Origin of the sequence: Mycolicibacterium stellerae, assembly GCF_003719305.1 — a bacterium.
Classification (GTDB): domain Bacteria; phylum Actinomycetota; class Actinomycetes; order Mycobacteriales; family Mycobacteriaceae; genus Mycobacterium; species Mycobacterium stellerae.
The window spans coordinates 1-19654 of the sequence record NZ_RARC01000052.1; the positions used below are offsets into that span (position 1 = coordinate 1).

Here is a 19654-nt window from a genome sequence, read left to right on the forward strand (position 1 = left end):
GCGGGCTCGGAGATGTGTGTTAGAGCGCAGCCAAGACGACGCATCGAAGCTGAACCCCTACCCTGGCTGGGTGCCGAAACTGCAGATTGGTCGCAGGGAGGCGGTGGCCGTCGTCGTCGCCGTCGTGCTGGTGGTGGCGGCTTTCGTCGTCCCGCACCTGCATTTTGGCATCGTCACACCGCTGATCAACGCCACCCCCGAACGCTTCCGCACTTTCGCGGGAACCGCTCCGATCTTCGGGTGGTGGAACGCCCACGTCGGGTGGGGCACCGGTCCGGCGATCCTGATCGGTGTCGCCGCGGTGCTGTGGGGCCCGACGCTCGCACAGCGGCTACCGTGGCGCGCCGTGACGCTCGCGGCGTGGGCGACATCGTGCCTGTGGGCGTTCTCGCTGGCGATGATCGACGGTTGGCAGCGCGGCTTCGCAGGCCGGCTCACCGCCCGCCACGAATATCTGCGCCAGGTGCCGACCATCACCGACATCCCAGAGGCGCTCAGCAGCTTCTCCCGCAGAATCCTCGACTACCAGCCCGACTCGTGGATCACGCACGTGTCCGGCCATCCGCCCGGCGCGCTGTTGACGTTCGTCTGGCTGGACCGTATCGGCCTTGGCGGCGGCGCGTGGGCCGGGTTGCTGTGCCTGCTGGTCGGGTCAAGCGCGGCGGCGGCGATCATCGTTGCGGTGCGCGCGGTTGCCGATAAGGAGACGGCGCGGCTGGCCGCACCGTTCGTCGCGGTGGCGCCGACGGCCGTCTGGGTCGCCGTCTCGGCCGACGGGTACTTCGCGGGTGTGGCGGCCTGGGGTATCGCCCTGTTGGCCCTGGCGACCAGGCAGAAGGTCCGCGTACCGCTGCTCGTCGCGGGCTTCGCCGGCGTGCTGTTGGGCTGGGCGATCTTCCTCAACTACGGCCTGGCGCTCATCGCGTTCCTGGCGCTGGCCGTGCTGACCACCGCCGTCGACTGGCAATCGGCGTTGCGCACACTTGTACCCGCCGCGCTGATGGCCGGCTTCGTCGTCGGCGTCTTCTTCGCCTTCGGCTTCTGGTGGTTCGACGGCTATCAACTCGTGCAGGAACGCTATTGGCAGGGCATCGCCGTCGATCGGCCGTTCCAGTACTGGTCGTGGGCGAACTTCGCGTCGGTGGTGTGTGCGATCGGGCTCGGTAGCGTGGCAGGCATCGGCCGGGCATTCAACATCGCCGCCATCCGCAGAACTCCTGGCCTGCACGTGCTGATTCTCGGCGCGCTGCTGGCGATCGTGTGCGCCGATTTGAGCATGCTGAGCAAGGCCGAAACCGAACGCATCTGGCTGCCGTTCACCATGTGGCTGACCGCCGCACCCGCCCTGCTCCCGCCGCAGTCACACCGCTTCTGGCTGTCCCTCAACGTGATCGGTGCCCTCGCAGTGAACAGCTTCATTCTGACAAACTGGTAACGCTGCGGCCGTTATCGAACACTCACCACGAGTACCGATGTGGAATGGAGTGATGACGGTGGACGACGAGCGCAGCAAGCAGCCGTCGACAGATTCCGGCGGAATCGGGGTCCCGCGTTGGCGTAGCCCGCTGCGCGGGCTCTGGCTGACGTCGATGTTCGGTTCGGTGCTCCTGGTCACGCTGCCGATCGTGATCATCACCGGCCTGCTGTCCTATATCGCCTACGGACCTCAGTTCGGCCAGGCCATCCCCGGCGATGTGGGGTGGTTGAAGCTGCCGACCTTCGACTGGCCGACCGAGCCGGCGTGGATCTACCGGCTCAACCAGGGCCTGCATGTCGGACTCGGCCTGATCCTGATACCCATCGTGCTCGCCAAGCTGTGGTCGGTGATCCCCCGGCTGTTCGCCTGGCCGCCGGCACGGTCGATAGCGCAAGTGCTGGAACGCGTTTCGCTACTGATGCTGGTCGGCGGGATACTGTTCGAGATCATCACCGGCGTGCTGAACATCCAGTACGACTACATTTTCGGGTTCAGCTTCTACACGGCGCACTATTACGGCGCCTGGGTCTTCATCGCCGGTTTCGTCATCCACATCGCGATCAAGATCCCGCGGATGTGGACCGGCCTACGGTCGATGTCGATCCGCGACGTGCTGCGCACCAAACGAGCAGACACCGTGCCCGAGCCCTACGAGGCCGACGGCCTGGTGGCCGAGAACCCCGACGCTGCAACGATCAGCAGGCGGGGAGCGCTCGCGCTGGTCGGCGGCGGGGCACTTTTCATGGCGCTCATCACGGCGGGACAGACGCTCGGCGGCTTCACCCGGCAATCGGCGCTGCTGCTTCCCCGCGGCCGTACGCGTGGCGACGGACCCAACGACTTCCAGGTGAACCGAACCGCGTGGGCGGCGGGAATCACACCGGACGTCACCGGCGACCGATGGCGGCTCACCCTGACCGGCGGACCGTCGAAGGTGGTGTTCGACCGTGCGGCCTTGACCGCGATGCCACAGCACACGGCCCGGCTACCGATCGCCTGCGTGGAGGGCTGGTCGACCACCGAGACATGGTCCGGCATACAGCTGGCCGAGCTGGCGCGACTGGCGGGTGTGCCGAACCCGACGTCGGCCTTCGTGCGATCCGTTGAACGCCGGGGTGGGTTCAACCGCGCAACCCTGCAAGCGAACCAGGTGATGCACCCGGATTCCCTTCTGGCGCTGCGTGTCAACGACGCGGACCTGTCACCCGACCACGGTTATCCGGCGCGCATCATCGTCCCTGGCCTGCCGGGTGTGCACAACACGAAGTGGGTCGGCTCCATCGACTTCAGGGCGGGCTGACATGCGCCATGCCCTTGATCGATTTCGCGCGGTGTACGGTTCCAGTCCGCTTCACCTGCTGACGCTGATCGTCGGCTTCGCGCTGGTCGGCTACGTACTCGTCACCATCAAGCCGTCGACGTTGTGGAATCCACACAACTGGTGGCATTCGATTCTGGTGTGGTTCGCGGCGGCCATCATCGCCCACGACCTGGTGCTGTTCCCCATCTACGCAGCCATCGATCGGATCTTGGTCGCAGGCAGTCGATTACGGCGGCCGCGCGTAGAGGCGTCGGTTCCGGTGCTGAACTACGTGCGGATCCCCGCGATGGGCGCGGCGTTGACGCTGCTGGTGTTCCTTCCCGGGATCATCGAGCAGGGGGCGCCGGTGTATGCCGCGGCGACCGGTCAGACCCAAGAGCCCTTCCTGGGCCGCTGGCTGCTGTTGACCGCGGCGATGTTCGCCGTCAGCGCCGTGGTTTACGGGATAAGGTTGGCGGCCGCGCGGCGGGTCAGGTCAGCGTCAGGCTAGCAACGACGCGTCCGCCGATCGGGTGAATTCCGCTCAGGGACAACCCCGCTTCTTCGGCGAGTTCGGCCGCGCAGTCGATACCCACGGAGGCCCAGCGGAACCAGGGGCCAATCGTTCGCGACGACTCGAGACGCACCCAGCCGGTGCGAATGCCGGTCACCACGGATTCGAACTCGACGATGCAATGCCCGCCGCGCCTGAGCAGTTCAGCGGACCGCCGAAGGACGCGAAGCGGGTCACCGCCAAGTCCGACATTGCCGTCGGCAAGCAGGACGGTCTGCCAGCGGCCCGTACCCGGCAGGGGTTCGAAAACGTCTCGACGAAGCACGGGCGCCCCACTGCGACGCGCGATCCCGACCGCCGTCTCAGACTGGTCGACCCCCAGCGCAGGCACACCGCGTCGAACGAGCTCCGTCACCAACCGTCCTGGACCGCAGCCCAAGTCGATTGTCGGCCCCTTGCACAACGTCAGCACGACCCGGTCGAAATCGCCGTCGGCATGCCTGCCGCCGAGCCATCTCCGCACCGGGAGGTATCGCACTTCGCCGTCGTCGTGACGGACCCAACAACGCTCACCGCCCAGAGCCCTGTCGTAAAGATTGCCCAGCATTTACAGCCCCGCGGCCGTGATCGCGTGGACGAATCTGCTGTCCGGTGCGCACTCGGCACGAACGATCTGCACGTCGTCGACGGTGTCGACGTCCGACAGCTCGGCCACGAGGGTCACGGCTAAACCCTTGTCGCGCAGCGCTTCAAGCGTTGCGATTCCGGTATCCGAACGCGAGGTGGGTATGGAGTTCAGGCATTCGGCCATTGTCGGGTCCGTCACCCCGAGCACCCACCAGCCACCGTCGCGGGCCAGTCCGAACACGACATCTGTCTCCAGCAGGGCGTGCGCGCAGTCGGCGAGCAGGTCCGCTGTCACCTGCGGTGTGTCGGAGGCGATCAGCAGCACGGGCCGGGGCCCCGCCGTCGCCGCCGCATCGGCTATCGCATTGGCCAGCCTCGCCGAGAAGTCGTCGCCGCGCTGCTCGACAAGGTGTAAATCGTTTAAGCGAGAACGGATTTGGCGGCTGCTGGCCGCCTGGTCAAGATCTCCTGTCAGCGCCACGACCGTGCTCTCCACGGGCGTCGCATCGACGGCGTCGAGCGTGTCCAGCAACGTGGCGGCGGCGATGTTCGCCGCTGCCTGCTCACCGACACTGGCGGCCAGCCGGGTTTTGGCCTGGCCGGCCACCGGCGCCTTGGCGATGACGACCAGGGTTACGGGTATCACGAGATGGCTCTCCAGAAGTCAAGTCCGGCATGGATACTCCCACGCAGCGATCCGCTCACCTTCGACTTGCCGCCGGTTCGCGGACCGTAGGGCACGTCGCGTTCGACGACCGTCCATCCCGCTTCCGCCGCACGCACCATCAGCTCGACCGGGTAGCCGGTCCGCCGGTCGGTGATGCCGAGCGCGAGCAACGGGTCGCGGCGGGCCACCCGCATCGGGGCGATGTCGTGCACCGGCAATCCGTATCGGGTGCGTAGCCGCCAGCACACCGCCGCCGTGCCCAGCCGCGCGTGCCACGGCCAACGCAGCCCTGCCACCGGGCGTCGTCGACCGATCGCCATGTCGGCGCCGCGGTCGAGCTCGCCCACCAAGGCGGGCAACTCCGCGGGGTCAAGTGATCCGTCGGCATCGACAACCGCCACGATGGGCGTCGCCGCCGCCTCCACGCCTGCGTGCACAGCCGACCCGTACCCGGGTCGGCGTTCAGTGACCACCTGCGCGCCGTGGCGGCGGGCTACCTCGGCGGTGTCGTCGGTGCTGTTGTTATCCACGACCAGCGGCTTATACCCGTCCGGCATGGCCGCAAGCACCCCTGGCAAAGAGGCGGCTTCGTTGAGACAGGGCAGCACCACTGTCACCAAGCCGTCGGCCATACCTACCGACGCTAGGCCAGGTACCACGCTCCTACAAACGCCAACAGTGACGAAACCGTGACATCCACGCAGGTAGCAGCGTATTCACAGCTAACCTCAACGGTAATGACGCGTGTGATGATTGCCGACGACGACAACGTCGTCCGTGATGTCGTGCGCCGATACCTGGAGCGCGACGGCCTTGAAGTCGCCATCGCACGTGATGGCAACGAGGCGCTGAGGCTGCTTGGCACGCAGCGGATCGACGTCGCGGTCCTCGACGTGATGATGCCCGGCCCCGACGGCTTGGCGTTGTGTCGCAGCCTGCGACAGCGGGGCGACTACACGCTCCCGGTGATCCTGCTGACCGCGCTCGGCGAGGAGGATGACCGGATCGCCGGGCTGGAGGCTGGCGCCGACGACTACCTAACAAAGCCGTTCAGCCCCCGCGAACTCGCGCTGCGGGTGCGTTCCCTGCTACGACGGGCGCCGGGGCCGGTCGGCGCGTCGCCGGTCGACCTGACGGTCGGAGAGCTGACCGTGTCCACCGCGTCACGCTCGGCGACGGTCAGGGGCGAGCCGGTCAGCCTAACCAACCGCGAGTTCGAGCTGCTGCTGTTCTTCATGACCCACGCCGACACGGTGTTCTCACGCGAGGAACTCCTCAAACAGGTGTGGCGGTGGGACTTCGGCGACCTCTCGACGGTGACCGTGCACGTCAAGCGGTTGCGGTCCAAGCTCGGCGACCAACATCGGGTGCAGACGGTGTGGGGCCGCGGCTACCTGTGGAGCGGCGACGAGCGCCCGCGCGAAGAGCAGACTGTGTAGTGCCTGCGACTGACTTCTGGGAGATCGTCGGGTGGGCGCTGGCCTGTTCGGTCCCGGTCGTGCTGGCAGGCGCGCTCATCATCCGGCTGGCCAGGTCATGGTCGCTGGCGATCAGCATGGTCGCGCTGGTGCTGATCCCGACGATCGCGACATTCACCGGGGTGCTTGGTGCCAGCGGCTTCATGGTCACCGAGACGTTCGAGCGCACCGCGGTCGTCTTGGTCATCGTGTCGATCGTGACGATCCCGGCCGCCATCATGATGGCCCGCTATCAAGCCCGCCGGACCGTGTGGGAGCAGGAGATCCGCGAATCCGAACGCGCCGCCGAGGTATCGCGGCGACGGCTGGTCGCGTTCGTCAGCCACGATCTGCGCACACCGCTTGCCGGGATCCGCGCGATCTCCGAAGCCATCGCCGACGGTGTGGTGTCCGACGAGGAGGTCCGCGCCCACGCCAAACACATCGAACAGGAATCGATCCGGCTCTCCGACATGGTCGACGACCTGTTCGAGATGTCGAAGATCAACGCGGGGGCGATTCAGCCCGCTTTCGACAAGGTGGCGCTCGACGAGGTCGTCGACGACGTGATGGCCGCGCACCGCATCGCCGCGGAGCGGGCGGGCGTCGTGCTGACGGCGGATCTGCCGTCCGAACCGGTTCGGGTGGTCGGCAGCGACCGGGCGCTGGTGCGGGTGTTGTCCAACCTGGTGGCCAACGCGATTGCACATACGCCCGAGGGCGGCAAGGTCGAGCTCGCGCTCGGCTGCGATGAGAACGGCGCATGGGCGCGCGTCGACGACACCGGCGTCGGCATCGACGAGGCAGACCTGCCCCGAGTGTTCGACGTCGCCTACCGGGGATCGAATGATCGGGTGCCAAGAACCGATGCGTCGCTGCCCAGCGGATCCGGGCTTGGCCTTGCCATTGCCGCCGGGCTCGTGCAGGCACACCGCGGCACGCTGTCGGCGCGCAATCTGGATACCGGCGCGCGGTTCGAGGTGCGGCTGCCGCTGGCCAGCGACTGACATCGGCCGGCATCGCCCAACGTGCGCTGACTGCGAGATTTCCCCCGATTTTTCGCAGTGCGTGCACGCTCGATGATGGCAAAGGACGTCAGCGGCCCGCGAGGCGTTCGCAGCTGACCTGCGACTTTTACGCCGGCCGTTGTATTTGAGTGATCGTTCTACTATCGTCTAGACAACGTTGAGTCGGAGGTCCACGATGGCTACGGATAGTGCCCGCAAGGCGCTGCGCAAGTTCAAATTCGAGCGACAGGTCGGTCGCACGATCGTCAATCCGCTGGTCGGCGCGCTCGACAAGCTCGGCATCCGCGCATCGTCGACGGTCGAGTTGGAGACCACCGGCGCCAAGACCGGGCAACCGCGGCGCGTGCCGCTCACCGGTCGCGCCGACGACGCCGGCGTCTGGGTGATCTCCCAGCACGGCAAGCGGGCAGGCTGGGCGCACAACATCTCCGCAAACCCAACGGTTCGGGTCCGCGTCAACAACGAATGGCACAACGGCACAGCGGCATTCGCGCCCGACGATGACGTCGTCGCAAGGGCGCGCAGCTTCGGCGGCAACGGCAAGCTGAGCCAGTCCGCTACTGCGCTCGGGATGCGCGCCCTGCAGAGCGACCCCATCTCGGTGCGCATCACCTACACCGACTAGCTCGCGAGTTGCAGAATGGGTGCGTGCAGATACGCATCATCGGCACCGACCTGCCCGGCCGCGACTGCCCGCCCGGCCACAATTTCCCCGGCTACTCGAACGTGCACGTCGCGGTGCAAAGCAAGAAGCGCCCGCCGGAGCTGCTGGACCTGCAGCCCGGCGACGCAACCGAGGCGACCTGGACCATCGATTGCGAGGTCAACGGCTCCGATGTGCGCGGGCCACACATTCAGGGTCGGCCCGGTGACCGGTTCATCTACCTCAACTGGGGGTCCCGGGACGGCGACGGCCGAATGGACATGTTCCGTCGAGCCAAGCTGATGCTCGACGGTGTGCCGCCCAGGGTGCTCGCGCAGGCCGCCAAGTCCGGACTGCTCGTCGGCCGACTCGGCCTCACCGACGCCAAAGGCCAACCTCAGTGCGCGGCGGTGCGGCCACCGCTCATCGATTGGTCAGTCGGGTAGCGAGTTGCTCAGCCGCTCCGTCGCGGCGAGATAGTCCTCGATGAACTCGCGGACGACTTCGCGCGCGGGCTTGACCTTGTTCATCAGTCCTACGCCTTGCCCGACGAAGTAGGTCGCCAGCGCCTGTGCGCCCGGATGTCCCTGGGAGGCAAGCACATCCACTCGACGGATGATCGGCTCGCACAGCATCGACTGCAGGGGCAGCGGCAGCGTCCTATGACCACCTTCGTTAGGTTGCCAGGCGTCGGTCCAGTCCGACTTCAGTTGGCGCGCAGGCTTTCCCGTCCGACCCGTCGAACGAATGGTGTCGCGCGAGGTCGCGGCCAGAAACTTATCCTTGGTGTGCGGCGCGGTCTCGGCTTCCTCGGTCGTCAGCCACACCGATCCCGTCCACGCGCCGTCGGCGCCCATCGCGACAGCCGCGGCCATCTGCCTGCCGGTCACAATCCCGCCTGCGGCCAGCACCGGCACAGCGCCGTCGATCGCCTCGATCACTTCGGGGATCAGCACCATCGTCGTCACCTCGCCGCAGTGACCACCCGCCTCAGTGCCTTGCGCGACAATGAGATCCACGCCGGCCGCAACCTGCTTGACGGCGTGCTCCTTTGCGCCGACGAGCGCCGCCACGGGGATGCCCCGTTCCTTGCCCGCGTCGATCATGTAGTCCGGAGGTACGCCGAGTGCGTTGGCGATCAGCTTGATCGGATGGCTCATCGCCGCCTCGAGCAGCTCGCGACCCGTCGTGCCGGCCAGCGACGAGCCGCCGATGAACGGCTTTGGCTCGGATTCGATGTCGTGCTTCGCCAACAGGTCGGCGACGAAGCCCCGCACCTCGTCCGGGATCCGCGCGGCGAGGTCTGACGAGCTGACATTCTCGCCCTTGCCCTCGAATTTGGCGGGCACGATCAAGTCGAGCCCGTATGGCTTTCCGGCGACGTGGTCGTCGATCCACGACAGTTCCTGGTCGAGCTGTTCGGGGGTGAACGCCGTTCCGCCGAGCACGCCGAACCCGCCTGCGTTGGTCACCGCGGCGACCACGTCGCGGCAGTGGCTGAAGGCGAAGAGCGGGAAATCGATGCCGAATTGTTCACAGATCGCGGGCTTCACCCGTTCAGTATCGCTACCGGACTCCGACGTCCGACAGGAACCTCCCGACGTCGGTGAGCATGCGGTCACCGCCGACCAGCTCGGGGTCGTTGTGGCCGGTGCCCGGCACCAGGAGATAGCGCTTGGGCTCGGGCAGCGCGTCGTAGAGCTTCCTGCTCAGCGCTTCGGGGACGATGTCGTCGCGGTCACCGGCGACCACCATGATGGGCGTTGACAGCGACCGGATCCGGTCGATCGACGGATAGCGGTCGACGAGCAGCCGCCCGACCGGCAGCCACGGGTAGTGCGTTTTGGCGACGTCGGCGAGCGACGTGAACGGCGAGCGAAGCACCAGCGCCGCAGGGGGTCGCTCGACCGAAAGACCGATGGCGACCGCGGCACCGAGCGACTCGCCGAAGTAGACGATGCGGTCGGGGTCGACCTCGGGCTGCCCGGCAAGCCAGGCCTGGGCGGCGCGTGCGTCGGCGGCGAGGCCCTTCTCCGACGGGCTGCCGGGGTTACCGCCGTATCCGCGATAGTCGAACATCAGCACCGACAAGCCGAGGCGGGACAGGCGCGCAGCCAGCAGCGCACGACCCGCTCGGTCTCCGCCGTTGCCGTTGAAGACGACGACGCCCGGCCCGCGTTGACCACCCGGGGTGGGGAGATACCAAGCGCCCAAACGCTTTTCGTCCTCGGTGTCCAGGACGACGTCGCGACCGCCAGGAAGCAGCGTCGCCGCCGACGGCACCGGGTCCCGCGAAGGGAAGTAGATCAGCCGTCGCTGCTGCGACTGGATCGCGACGATCAGTGCGGAAGCCACCAGCGTGACGATAAGCGCCGCGCCGAGAATCCGCCGCTGTCTAGCTCGCGTCGTCGGATTCGTTCTTCTTCTTGTCCTGACCGGCCGCGAACTTCTTGAGGGAGGAGCTGAAGTCATCGGCGATCTTCTGCAGCGGCTTGGAGCCCGTGGCCGACGACGATGTGCCGGACTTCTGCGTGTTGGGCACCACCTTGTTGGCGCTGCCCGACGTGAACGGGGTTATTCCAGCGGTCGACGACGTCAGCGACGTCAACGACGAAATGCCTGGCAGCTTGGCTGCCTCGGCGAGCGGCTTGGTGATGAGGTTCGTCGGGTTGGACAAATCGTCTTGAGCCGTATCGACGCCATCCTCGAGACCCTCCTGCGCGGAATCCTGCAAGTCGCCAGCCTCCAATGCCGACAGCGACGAGAACGGCTTCATCGGCCGAAGCACGGTCGGGTCTTCGGGTATCGCCGGGTGGTCCCCGATCGTTGGATTGTCCTCGACACCCAAGCCGTCGTTGTAGCCGGCGTTGACCAGATCGGTCATCACCGGATCAATCGCATTGGCAAGGATGTCGCCGCCGGGCAGAAGCCGCAGCGGCCTCGTCAGAGGCAACTCGTCGGACACCACTGTCACGTATATCGTGCTGTTGTTGGGGTTTTCCGCCGTTCCGTCGGCGGAGTACTCACCGACGATGACGCCGTCTTTGATCACATAGTGCGTGCCGGGCTCCAACACGACGGGTTCGACGTCGCCGGCCGGCTGGAACATCACGGGGCCGCCGGGTTCTTCCTGTGTGATGGCCAGCGCCCGCGATTCCTGCCCGTACCCGTACGCGTAGGCAGCCAAGCTGTTACCGAGGGCGAACGGATTCATCGGGTCGACCGCGGCGTCACCGTTGATGTTGTACTCGTAGCCGACGTCCAGGATGGTGACGCCCGGAAGATCGGTGGGCGTGGGATCCGCCGTGGTCCCGAGCAGCGGCGCGAACGGGTAGTAGGTGGTCCAGAAGCCGCCACCTGCCCTATTGGAGTTGTTGTCGAGGATGACCAGACCGATGCTGTCCAACGCATCGGTGTTCTGTTCCTCTGCCAGAATCCCGAGCGCGGTGCCGGTCTGGCCCGCCCCCCACCCGGACGCCGTGACACCGGTTTGGTTCACGCCGATCTGGGCGCCGTCGATGGTGTCCGCGATGCCCTGCGGGCCCTTGTAGAACGGCACAACGATCTGCTGCGGGTCCTGCTGCTGTCCGTACACCTGCGACCAGTCGGTGCCGTAGTAGGACGAGCCCGCGAAGAACTGCGATGTCGAGTTGGCTGCCGAGACGAGCGCCAACAAATCGATCGAGGGCGCTGGGGCAGCGACCGTCCTGTCAGATGGCGCGACGCCGGCGATACTCCCGGCCGCCATGGCGGCGGCGGTGAGTCCCGCCGGCGCGACGACCATGGCCACGGCCACGGCAGGACGAGAACGCTTGCGATGCTTACCGGACATGGGGGCCTCCCGTGCTCATGCCGACGCGGGTGGACGCATGTCCCCCAGATCGAGCAAACGCTAACACAGCAAAAGCACAGCAGTCAGCTATAAAAGGCAAACAACTTCGGCGTGCTGGTTAGCCCCGCAGTGGCGCGTAGGCGAATTCGCGCAAACCGTCGCGCGGGTCAATAACAGCACGGAATCCCAGCAACTCCGCCGCACCCGCAGGGCTGGCGACGATATGGCGCACGTCGCCGCTGCGGTACTGACCCGTCACCACCGGCGACGACTCGCCGCGGGCGTCACACAGTTCGTTGGCCACCTCCAGAATCGAGATCGGCCGCCCCGAGCACACGTTCGCAGGCGTGAAGCCGTCGCGGTTCGCATTGATCGCCGCGACGTTGGCGGCAGCGACATCGTCGACGTGCACGAAGTCGCGCATCTGGCCACCGTCCTCGAAAACCCTTGGCACATCACCGGCTTCGAGCTCTGACCGGAAGATCGCCGCGACCCCCGAGTAGGGGGTGTCGCGCGGCATGTTCGGGCCGTACACGTTGTGATAACGCAGCGCGACGACGGAGCCGCCCGTCGCCTCCGCCCAAGCCAACGCGTAGTTCTCCTGCGCGACCTTGCTCGCCGCGTACAGACTGCGCGGCCGCAGCGCGGCATCCTCGTCGACCAGTTGCCACGTCAGCTCCTCGCCGCCGAGTGGGCAGCGGTGCTCGAAGACTCCTGCGTCCAGGTCCGCGCGCCTGCGCGGCAGTGGGTCGACGACACCGTGCTCGGAACAGCTGTACCGACCTTGCCCGTACACCACCATCGATGAGGCCAGCACCAACCGTCGACAGCCCGCGGCGAACATTTCCGCAAGCAGCACCGTCGTCGCATAGTCGTTGTGGCTGCCGTACGACGGCGCGTCAGCGGCGTCCACCCCGGCACCCACGACCGCGGCCTGGTGGCACACCACATCGACGCCGTCGAGCAGCGATGCCACCGCCCCGGCGTCGCGGACGTCGGCCAACTGCACACCCTCGGGCGGCTCGGCGTCGACGCCGTGCGCGTTGGGCAACATCACGTCGACGCCGACGACGTCATGGCCCGCATCGGCAAGCGCGGCCGCAATCCGCGACCCGATGAAGCCGGCCGCACCGGTCAGCAGCACCCTCATGGCAGGTCGAACGGCAACTTGACACCGTCGTGCGGCTGGCAATGGGTGCACAGCTGCTCCGTGGTGATCTGGTCGATCGCCTCGTGAACCAGCTTCTTGAACGGCACCAGGTTGCGTTCGAACTCGGCGAACACGTCCACGGCGCGCACCCCAGCCCCTGCGGCGACCCCGGCGTCCACGTCAGTCACCAAAGCGATTGCTGCGTAACACATTTCCAGCTCGCGGGCGAGTACCGCCTCGGGGTAGCCGGTCATGTTCACCAGCGTGAAGCCCTGGCGCGCGAACCACTGACTCTCGGCACGCGTCGAGAACCGCGGCCCCTGGACCACCACCATGGTGCCGCCGTCGATCACACCGGGCAGGTCGGTGACGGCGGCCCTTAGCGACGGGCAGTAGGGGTCGGCGAACCCGACATGGATGCCGCCGGTGTCGAAGTAGGTGTCCACGCGTCCGCGCGTCCGATCCACCAGCTGATCGGGCACCACCATGGCCCCCGGCCCGAGTTCGGGGGACAGGCTGCCCACTGCGCATGGCCCGAAGACCCGACGCACGCCCAACGCGCGCAGCGCCCACATGTTGGCCCGGTACGGCACCGTATGTGGCGAGAACTCGTGGTTGGCCCCGTGCCGCGGCAGAAACGCGACCTCATGCACCCCGACGGTGCCCACGGTGATCGGTGCACTCGGCTCTCCGTACGGGGTGTCGAGGTTGATCGTGCGAGCATCCTCGCCGAAGAACGAATAGAAGCCGCTGCCGCCGATGACTCCGAGCATCACTCCATTGTGTCGTCGGCGCGCTGCTCGGCGCGCTTGACCCCGTCCCGGATCTCGAACACGTCGGTGGCCAGCCCGCCGATCGCCCCCGCCACGTCCTTGACGGCGGTGGTGACGATCGAGGCGACCTCGCCGACCGTGGTGGCCACCGATTGGACGGTCTCCTGCAGGGCGTCTTTGCGGATCTCACTCTTGCTCAGTCGGTCTTCCATTGCCCCAGTCTTGAGACCTCGCCCGGCGCCGACAATGTGTCCGTCGTCACTCCGCCCGTCTTGGACCCGGCCGTGAAACGATGGCTGTCGTGGCCAGTGTCGCGCAGTGGGTCGAGGGCGCCCGCCCACGCACCCTGCCGAACGCCATCGCCCCCGTCATCGCCGGGACCGGCGCCGGGGCCTGGCTGGACGGCGCGGTGTGGTGGAAAGCCTTGCTTGCGCTGGTTGTCGCGGTGGCGATGATCATCGGGGTCAACTACGCCAACGACTACTCCGACGGCATCCGCGGCACCGACGACGTGCGCGCCGGACCGCTGCGGTTGGTCGGATCCCGTTTGGCCACACCGCGTTCGGTGCTGACCGCGGCGGTGACGAGCTTCGGGGTGGCCGCCGCGGCAGGGCTGGCGTTGGCCATCGTGAGCCAGCCGTGGCTGATCGTTGTCGGCGGGGTATGCATCGCAGGCGCCTGGCTATACACCGGCGGCTCGAAACCGTACGGATACCTGGGACTCGGTGAGGTCGCGGTGTTCGTGTTCTTCGGTCTGGTCGCCGTGCTCGGCACGCAGTTCACGCAGGCGGGCCGGGTCGACTGGGTCGGGCTGGCGCTGGCGGCGGGAATCGGGTCGCTGTCGTCGGCGGTGCTTGTCGCCAACAACCTGCGCGACATCCCGACCGACAAGGAGGCCGAGAAGATCACCCTGGCGGTGCGACTCGGCGACGTCCGCACCCGGCTGCTGTATCAGGGCCTGCTGGCTGTGCCGCTGCTGATGACGCTGTTGCTGACGATCGCGACGCCGTGGTGTGCGTTCGGGCTGGTCGCTGCGCCGCTTGGCTGGCGGGCCGCGCAACCGGTGCGCACCGGCGGCCTTGGCAGAGACCTCATCCCCGTCCTCCGCGACACCGGGCTGACGATGTTGGTGTGGTCGGTCGCGGTGTCGCTGGCATTGTGGCTCGGCTCTGGGCACTAGCCGGCCGAGGTACCGGTCCAGTACTCAGCGAAGCGCCCATCCTCGATCCGCCAGCCGGGTAACCGGGCCGCAGGTGTGCCGGGCTGTCGCCCCGGGTATCCGAAGCCTTGACTTCCACCAGAAACCCCAGCTCAGAAAGGCATCGATGACGGCAGCGCCCGTTCAACTCAGCCAACGAGACATCTCCGAGGCGCAGCGCATCGTCGGCGCGGTCAGCGACGCCTTCTCTGCCAAAGTCGTCGGGCAGGGCAATCTGCGCGAGTCGCTGCTGATCGGCCTGCTCACCGGCGGCCACATCCTGATCGAGAGCGTGCCCGGGCTGGCCAAGACAACGGCCGCCCGCGTGATCGCCGAATCCATTCACGGTGGCTTCCAGCGCATCCAGTGCACGCCCGACCTGCTGCCCAGCGACATCATCGGCACGCAGATCTACGACTCGACGACCAACTCGTTCGCCACCGAGCTTGGCCCGGTGCACACCAACATCGTGCTGCTCGACGAGATCAACCGGTCCAGTGCCAAGACCCAGAGCGCGATGCTGGAAGCGATGGAGGAACGTCAGACCACCATCGCCGGGCGCGTCTACCCGATTCCGGAGCCATTCCTGGTGATAGCCACCCAGAATCCGGTGGACCAGGAAGGCACCTATCCGCTATCCGAGGCGCAGACCGACCGGTTCCTGCTCAAGGATGTCGTGTCATATCCCACCCCGGCCGAAGAGGTCGAGGTGATGGACCGGATGGATTCCGGACTCTACGACAAGAGTCACCGCAGCAGGCCGGTGGTGAACCTCGATGATGTGCGGCGGCTGCAGGACATCGTCCGCCACGTCTACATGGACAAGGCGCTCATGCTCTACGCCAGCGAGCTCGTGGCCGTGACCCGCACGCCCGACGAGCACCTGCCCTCTCAACTCGCGCGGCTTATCGAATACGGCGGCAGTCCACGCGCGACCATCGCGTTCTGCAAATCCGCTCGCGCGCTGGCGGTTCTGTCGGGCCGGGCGCACGTCATACCCGATGACATCGAGAAACTCGCCAACCGCGTACTGCGACACCGACTCATCCTCGGCTTCGAAGCGGCCAGTAACGGCGTCACCCCCGAGGTCGTCGTCGAGGCCGTGCTGCAAGCCGTCCGGGTGCCGTAAAGGTCGCTGTGGGCAAGCATCTCAACAGGGCCAGATCGCATTTCGGAACCGACACCCGCGGCCTTCTGGAAGGCGGCCGCTACGCGCTGCTGCACAGCCGCAGCCTGGAATTCGACGACCTGCGGCCCTACGTGCGCGGAGACGATGTCCGCGACATCGACTGGAAGGCCTCCGCACGTTCTGGAAGCGTGCTGATCAAGCGCTTCGTCGACGAGAAGCACCACAAGATCCTGCTGGTCGCCGATGCAGGCCGCAACATGACCGCGCAGTCGCCAAGCGGTGAGGCGAAAATCGATGTCGCGGCCAACATCCTTGGTGCCTTCGGGCTGATCACTCTCAAGCGGGCCGATCAGATCGGCATGGTCTACGGCGACGACCGCGGATGCGTGAATCTGCGCCAAGGGCGTGGCGAGACCCACATCGAGAGCATGCTGCACCGCTTCTACGGCCACTCGCTTGCCAAGCCGGGAGCAAGCGACATCGCTTGTCAACTGGAGTATGTGGCAACGCATTACCGCCATCGGATGCTGATCGTGGTGGTGTCCGACGAGCCCGAGCCAGGCGGCCGCCTCGAGGAGGTGGTCAGTCGCCTCACGGGGCGCCACGACATCATGTGGGCGATGGTGTCCGACGTCCCCGCGGTCGGCACGCCCGCCGCCGCTGAAGACGGATACGACGTCGCGTCAGGGAGATTCGTGATCGGCGGCGCCAACCTGGGTCCCCGCGTTGTCGCGGCCTACCGTCGTGCCGAGCAGCACCGGAGGAGCGAACTCGAAGAGTTCATGACGGTCCACTCGATACCCCACACAACCGTCGGCGGCAGCGGGCAGATCCGTGCGCGACTGATCGGAATGACCGAGGTGTTCACCCGTGCCGGATGATGTCCTTCAGTTCGTGATCGGCCCTTCGCCCTATGCGGCGTCGTGGCTGTGGATCGGGCTGGCGCTGCTGACCGTCGTCGTCATCTGGTACGTCGCGGTGATCGTCTGGACGCTGCCCGCCGACCGGCTGCGGTCCATACCCTTAATCCGATCCGTGCACTCGAAGCTGCTGCGGCGCAGATTCTCTCGCGCCATCCGAGCCATCGATGAGCGTTACCGCGCCGGCGAGTTGACGACGCCTGCGGCCGGCCGTCAGATGAGCAGGACGCTGCGCAGCTTCCTGCACCAGGCGACAGGCACTCGTGCGCAGTACATGCACGTCGAGCCCATCAGCTCCAGCGAGCTGGCGGAGGCGGCGCCGCTGTTCGCCGCACTCAACGACGCCCAGTTCAACTCCGCGTCGCTGGTCGACGTGAGCGAAGTCGGTTCGACAGCCCAGGAGTTGATCCGTTCGTGGGCCTGACATGGTGGCCTGTCGCGGTCGCCGGATTCGCCTGTCTGGCAGTGGCTGTCGCCCTTGCGATGCTGCTGCCGATGGAGCAGGTCCGTCGACAGCTGCGCCGGATGGCGAACTCGTCGCGGCTCACCCGGCTACCCCAGTACGCCAGGGTGGCGCGGGCCAGGCTTGTGTCGATGATCGTCGCGGTGCTGCTGCTCGGCCTGTTGTTCGGCGCCGCGGTGCTGGCCAGCGCTCGTCCCAGCGGATGGTGGTGGTCGAGTGCGCCGACCGAACCGCCGCAGGACATCATGCTGTGCGTCAATCAGCCGGTGACCGACGAGTCCACCGGCGACTTGCTCACCTATTTTGCCGGCCAGGCGCGTACGTACGGCACCCAGCGCATCGGGCTCACGTCGCCGAATCGGCGGGTGATTCCGATGACCCGCGACTACCAGTACGTGGGGGCCAAACTCGGTGACCTCGCCAAGCTTTCACGGGACCGTGCCGACGACTCCGACGTCGACACGTCAACCTTCTCCCCCACAGTCTCCTACGTCGACTACGCATCGAGCGTCGAGGACGTGCTGGCGTTGTGCATGACCGGATTCCCGTCATTCGACTCCAAGAGCTCACAACGTCGATCGCTGATCTATCTGGGCCCAGGGCAGACACGCCAGCCCGACGAGGCACGACGGTCGCTGCTGACAACGGAACAGGTCAGCGGCATGGCAAGTGATGCGGGCATCCAGATCAACGCGCTCAGCCCCTCGAGCGCCACCGCGGGTGTCCTACCGACGATCGCAAAATCCTCCGGCGGCCAATACTTCTCGCTGGAGAATCGCGAGGTTCGGCTACCGAGCGATCTGGACGCCATCCGCAACAGACCACCGTCTGCGGGCGTCGCGCCCGACGAGACGGTCACATCCTGGTTCGGTGACGCGCCCGCCGTTCCGTTGGCCATCGCCGTCTTCACCTCGACGCTGCTGTGCCTATCGCTGGTGGTGCTGCGACGATGACGTTTGCGCCTGTACTGCCACCCCTGGTACTGCTCGTGATCGCCGTGGTGATCATCGCGCTGCGACTGCTCACCATGCGGCGACTGCACTCCACCGCGGGGGCGCGATGGACAACCGTCTGGCGCTGGGCGGGGCTGACGCTCGCCGTCCTGCTGATCCTGATCGCCGCCGCCCGCCCCGGCATCGAGCACGGCGAGCGCGGATCTGCCGTCGCAAAGCAGTCCGCCGAGAACACCAACGTGTTCTTCCTCGTCGACCGGTCGGCGGATTCGGCCGTCGACGACTACGGCGACCGGCAAACGCGAATGTCTGGCATTCGCAATGACATCGAGGCCCTTATCGATCAGTACCCCGGGGCCCGGTTCGCACTTGTCGCCTTCGCATCCCGTTCGTCGCTGGACTGGCCGCTTTCGGAAGACGCATGGAGCCTGAGACCGGAGGTTGCACGCCTGTCGCCGTATCCCGCGAACGACAGGACCGAAGACGTGAACGCGGCGGCAGCAGCGAATGTGTTGCGCTATCAACTCATTGCGGCCGGTCAGCAGTACCCCGACTCAAAGAGCCTGGTGTTCTACTTCGGGTCGGGCGCCGCAGGCTCGCGCGCGCCGCAGGGCGAGTTCGAACCGACCGAGGGGGCCGTCGACGGCGGGGCGGTGTTCGGCTACGGCGCAGGCCGCAACGAGCCGGGTCTGCGTCGGATCGCCGAGCAGCTCGGCGTGCCCTATGTGGATCGGGGCGACGGCAGATCCATCTCGGAGTCCGTCCCCGACACCGGTGCCCCGCAGCCAGGCGCAGCCGCGACGACGTCGTCGGGCGTCGCCGACCGCACGGACCTGTATTGGGTGTTCACCCTGACGGCCGCGGTGCTGCTGCTGTTCGAGTTGTTCGCAGGCATCCGCGACCTGCGCCGCACCCGATTGGCCAGACGGGACGTGACACCGTGACAAGCAGACGGAGACCGTCGCGGTTGTCGTTGCGTCGGCGGCTGGTGCTGTTCTCGGCGCCCGTGATGTTGATCGTCGCGCTCGCGGCCGTCAAGATGATTTCGGTTGTCGTCGCGGGCAATTCGGCGGTCACGAACTTCTCCGACCGCGACATCGCCGCGCTGGGGCGGGACACGTCGATGCTGAACGCGCTCAACGTGGTGGAACCTGCGAAGGCACCGTTCGCGGCGGGCACGCTGGCCGTCCTGCAGGGCCGACTCGACGAGGCCGACCGGCACTTCTCCGAAGCGTTGTCGCACACTGCCGCGCAGCAGTCCTGTCCGGTTCTTGTGAACCTCGAACTGGTGCGTGAACGCAGGGGCGACATCGACGGGTGGGAAGGCCGACCGGATCAGGCCCGCCAGCGGTACCGCGACGCGCTTGCCATCGTCGAGGGGGCGCCCGGCGGCTGCTTCGAGAACAACGACGACCGCGACCCGCAACGCCGCGCGGTCAGAAACGACTCGGCCGCCCGACTGGCAGCCAAACTCGCCGGAGTCGACAACGCGCCGCCCCCACCCTGCCCCTTAACCACACCCC

Annotated in this window: 23 protein-coding genes; 14 read left to right on the forward strand and 9 right to left on the reverse strand. The window is 66.9% G+C overall.

Annotated features, from left to right (window positions below):
* Positions 1-79: 79 nt before the first annotated feature.
* The 3 genes from D6M19_RS33040 to D6M19_RS33050 all read left to right on the forward strand — a co-directional run bounded on the left by D6M19_RS33040 (position 80) and on the right by D6M19_RS33050 (position 3288).
* Positions 80-1435 carry a hypothetical protein gene (locus D6M19_RS33040; RefSeq protein ID WP_123029534.1) on the forward strand — a complete coding sequence of 452 codons (1356 nt, stop codon included), beginning with the start codon at positions 80-82 and terminating at the stop codon, positions 1433-1435.
* A gap of 154 nt (positions 1436-1589) precedes the next feature.
* Positions 1590-2777, forward strand: a complete 1188-nt coding sequence (locus tag D6M19_RS33045; protein WP_234835163.1) for a molybdopterin-dependent oxidoreductase — start codon at positions 1590-1592, stop codon at positions 2775-2777.
* A 1-nt stretch (position 2778) separates the two neighbouring features.
* On the forward strand, positions 2779-3288 hold the full coding sequence (locus D6M19_RS33050) for a hypothetical protein (protein ID WP_123029514.1): 510 nt from the start codon (positions 2779-2781) through the stop codon (positions 3286-3288).
* Here the strand turns inward: D6M19_RS33050 and D6M19_RS33055 are convergent.
* From D6M19_RS33055 to D6M19_RS33065, 3 genes are read right to left on the reverse strand one after another with little or no spacing between them, the layout of a single operon-like run.
* A complete protein-coding gene (locus D6M19_RS33055) occupies positions 3269-3898 on the reverse strand; it encodes a methyltransferase domain-containing protein (protein WP_123029515.1) in 630 nt (209 codons plus the stop codon). The genes D6M19_RS33050 and D6M19_RS33055 overlap by 20 nt on opposite strands.
* Positions 3899-4564 carry a TIGR04282 family arsenosugar biosynthesis glycosyltransferase gene (locus tag D6M19_RS33060; protein WP_123029516.1) on the reverse strand — a complete coding sequence of 222 codons (666 nt, stop codon included), beginning with the start codon at positions 4562-4564 and terminating at the stop codon, positions 3899-3901.
* Complete coding sequence (locus D6M19_RS33065) at positions 4561-5217, reverse strand: glycosyltransferase family 2 protein (protein WP_123029517.1); 657 nt, start codon at positions 5215-5217, stop codon at positions 4561-4563. Before D6M19_RS33065 ends, D6M19_RS33060 begins: the two co-directional genes overlap by 4 nt.
* 105 nt (positions 5218-5322) lie before the next feature.
* Here D6M19_RS33065 and D6M19_RS33070 point away from each other — a divergent pair, with 105 nt between their 5' ends.
* The 4 genes from D6M19_RS33070 (at position 5323) to D6M19_RS33085 (ending at position 8159) form a co-directional block, all read left to right on the forward strand.
* Positions 5323-6024: a response regulator transcription factor gene (locus D6M19_RS33070; protein ID WP_123029518.1), complete on the forward strand. Its 702-nt coding sequence runs from the start codon at positions 5323-5325 to the stop codon at positions 6022-6024.
* A complete protein-coding gene (locus tag D6M19_RS33075) occupies positions 6024-7049 on the forward strand; it encodes a sensor histidine kinase (RefSeq protein WP_123029519.1) in 1026 nt (341 codons plus the stop codon). Before D6M19_RS33070 ends, D6M19_RS33075 begins: the two co-directional genes overlap by 1 nt.
* A 196-nt stretch (positions 7050-7245) precedes the next feature.
* On the forward strand, positions 7246-7695 hold the full coding sequence (locus D6M19_RS33080) for a nitroreductase/quinone reductase family protein (protein ID WP_123029520.1): 450 nt from the start codon (positions 7246-7248) through the stop codon (positions 7693-7695).
* Positions 7696-7718: 23 nt separating this feature from the next.
* Entirely contained in the window at positions 7719-8159 is a 441-nt protein-coding gene (locus D6M19_RS33085; protein WP_123029521.1) for a DUF5990 family protein, read from the forward strand.
* Here D6M19_RS33085 and D6M19_RS33090 read toward each other — a convergent pair.
* The 6 genes from D6M19_RS33090 to D6M19_RS33115 all read right to left on the reverse strand — a co-directional run bounded on the left by D6M19_RS33090 (position 8148) and on the right by D6M19_RS33115 (position 13680).
* Positions 8148-9266, reverse strand: a complete 1119-nt coding sequence (locus D6M19_RS33090; RefSeq protein WP_123029522.1) for an NAD(P)H-dependent flavin oxidoreductase — start codon at positions 9264-9266, stop codon at positions 8148-8150. The genes D6M19_RS33085 and D6M19_RS33090 overlap by 12 nt on opposite strands.
* 13 nt (positions 9267-9279) lie before the next feature.
* Positions 9280-10068 (reverse strand): alpha/beta hydrolase, encoded by a 789-nt coding sequence (locus tag D6M19_RS33095; RefSeq protein WP_234835162.1) that lies wholly within the window; start codon positions 10066-10068, stop codon positions 9280-9282.
* A 40-nt stretch (positions 10069-10108) separates the two neighbouring features.
* Positions 10109-11545, reverse strand: coding sequence for a PE-PPE domain-containing protein (locus D6M19_RS33100; RefSeq protein WP_123029524.1), 1437 nt, complete (start codon positions 11543-11545; stop codon positions 10109-10111).
* Positions 11546-11663: 118 nt separating this feature from the next.
* On the reverse strand, positions 11664-12695 hold the full coding sequence (locus tag D6M19_RS33105; RefSeq protein WP_123029525.1) for an NAD-dependent epimerase/dehydratase family protein: 1032 nt from the start codon (positions 12693-12695) through the stop codon (positions 11664-11666).
* Entirely contained in the window at positions 12692-13471 is a 780-nt protein-coding gene (locus D6M19_RS33110; RefSeq protein ID WP_206428702.1) for an S-methyl-5'-thioadenosine phosphorylase, read from the reverse strand. The genes D6M19_RS33105 and D6M19_RS33110 overlap by 4 nt, the downstream gene beginning before the upstream one ends.
* Positions 13468-13680: a hypothetical protein gene (locus D6M19_RS33115; RefSeq protein WP_123029527.1), complete on the reverse strand. Its 213-nt coding sequence runs from the start codon at positions 13678-13680 to the stop codon at positions 13468-13470. Before D6M19_RS33115 ends, D6M19_RS33110 begins: the two co-directional genes overlap by 4 nt.
* A gap of 89 nt (positions 13681-13769) precedes the next feature.
* On the opposite strand from D6M19_RS33115, the gene D6M19_RS33120 reads away from it, so the two are divergent.
* From D6M19_RS33120 to D6M19_RS33150, 7 genes are all read left to right on the forward strand, one after another.
* A complete protein-coding gene (locus D6M19_RS33120; protein WP_123029536.1) occupies positions 13770-14648 on the forward strand; it encodes a 1,4-dihydroxy-2-naphthoate polyprenyltransferase in 879 nt (292 codons plus the stop codon).
* A 145-nt stretch (positions 14649-14793) separates the two neighbouring features.
* On the forward strand, positions 14794-15795 hold the full coding sequence (locus tag D6M19_RS33125; protein ID WP_123029528.1) for an AAA family ATPase: 1002 nt from the start codon (positions 14794-14796) through the stop codon (positions 15793-15795).
* Positions 15796-15803: 8 nt separating this feature from the next.
* Positions 15804-16676: a DUF58 domain-containing protein gene (locus tag D6M19_RS33130; protein WP_123029529.1), complete on the forward strand. Its 873-nt coding sequence runs from the start codon at positions 15804-15806 to the stop codon at positions 16674-16676.
* On the forward strand, positions 16666-17139 hold the full coding sequence (locus tag D6M19_RS33135) for a hypothetical protein (protein ID WP_123029530.1): 474 nt from the start codon (positions 16666-16668) through the stop codon (positions 17137-17139). Before D6M19_RS33130 ends, D6M19_RS33135 begins: the two co-directional genes overlap by 11 nt.
* The gene (locus tag D6M19_RS33140; protein ID WP_123029531.1) at positions 17130-18131 is read left to right on the forward strand and encodes a hypothetical protein; all 1002 of its coding nucleotides are present in this window, start codon (positions 17130-17132) and stop codon (positions 18129-18131) included. Before D6M19_RS33135 ends, D6M19_RS33140 begins: the two co-directional genes overlap by 10 nt.
* The gene (locus D6M19_RS33145) at positions 18128-19075 is read left to right on the forward strand and encodes a vWA domain-containing protein (protein WP_123029532.1); all 948 of its coding nucleotides are present in this window, start codon (positions 18128-18130) and stop codon (positions 19073-19075) included. The genes D6M19_RS33140 and D6M19_RS33145 overlap by 4 nt, the downstream gene beginning before the upstream one ends.
* On the forward strand, positions 19072-19654 hold a 583-nt coding region (locus tag D6M19_RS33150; RefSeq protein ID WP_164478814.1), incomplete at its 3' end, for a hypothetical protein. The genes D6M19_RS33145 and D6M19_RS33150, both read left to right, overlap by 4 nt.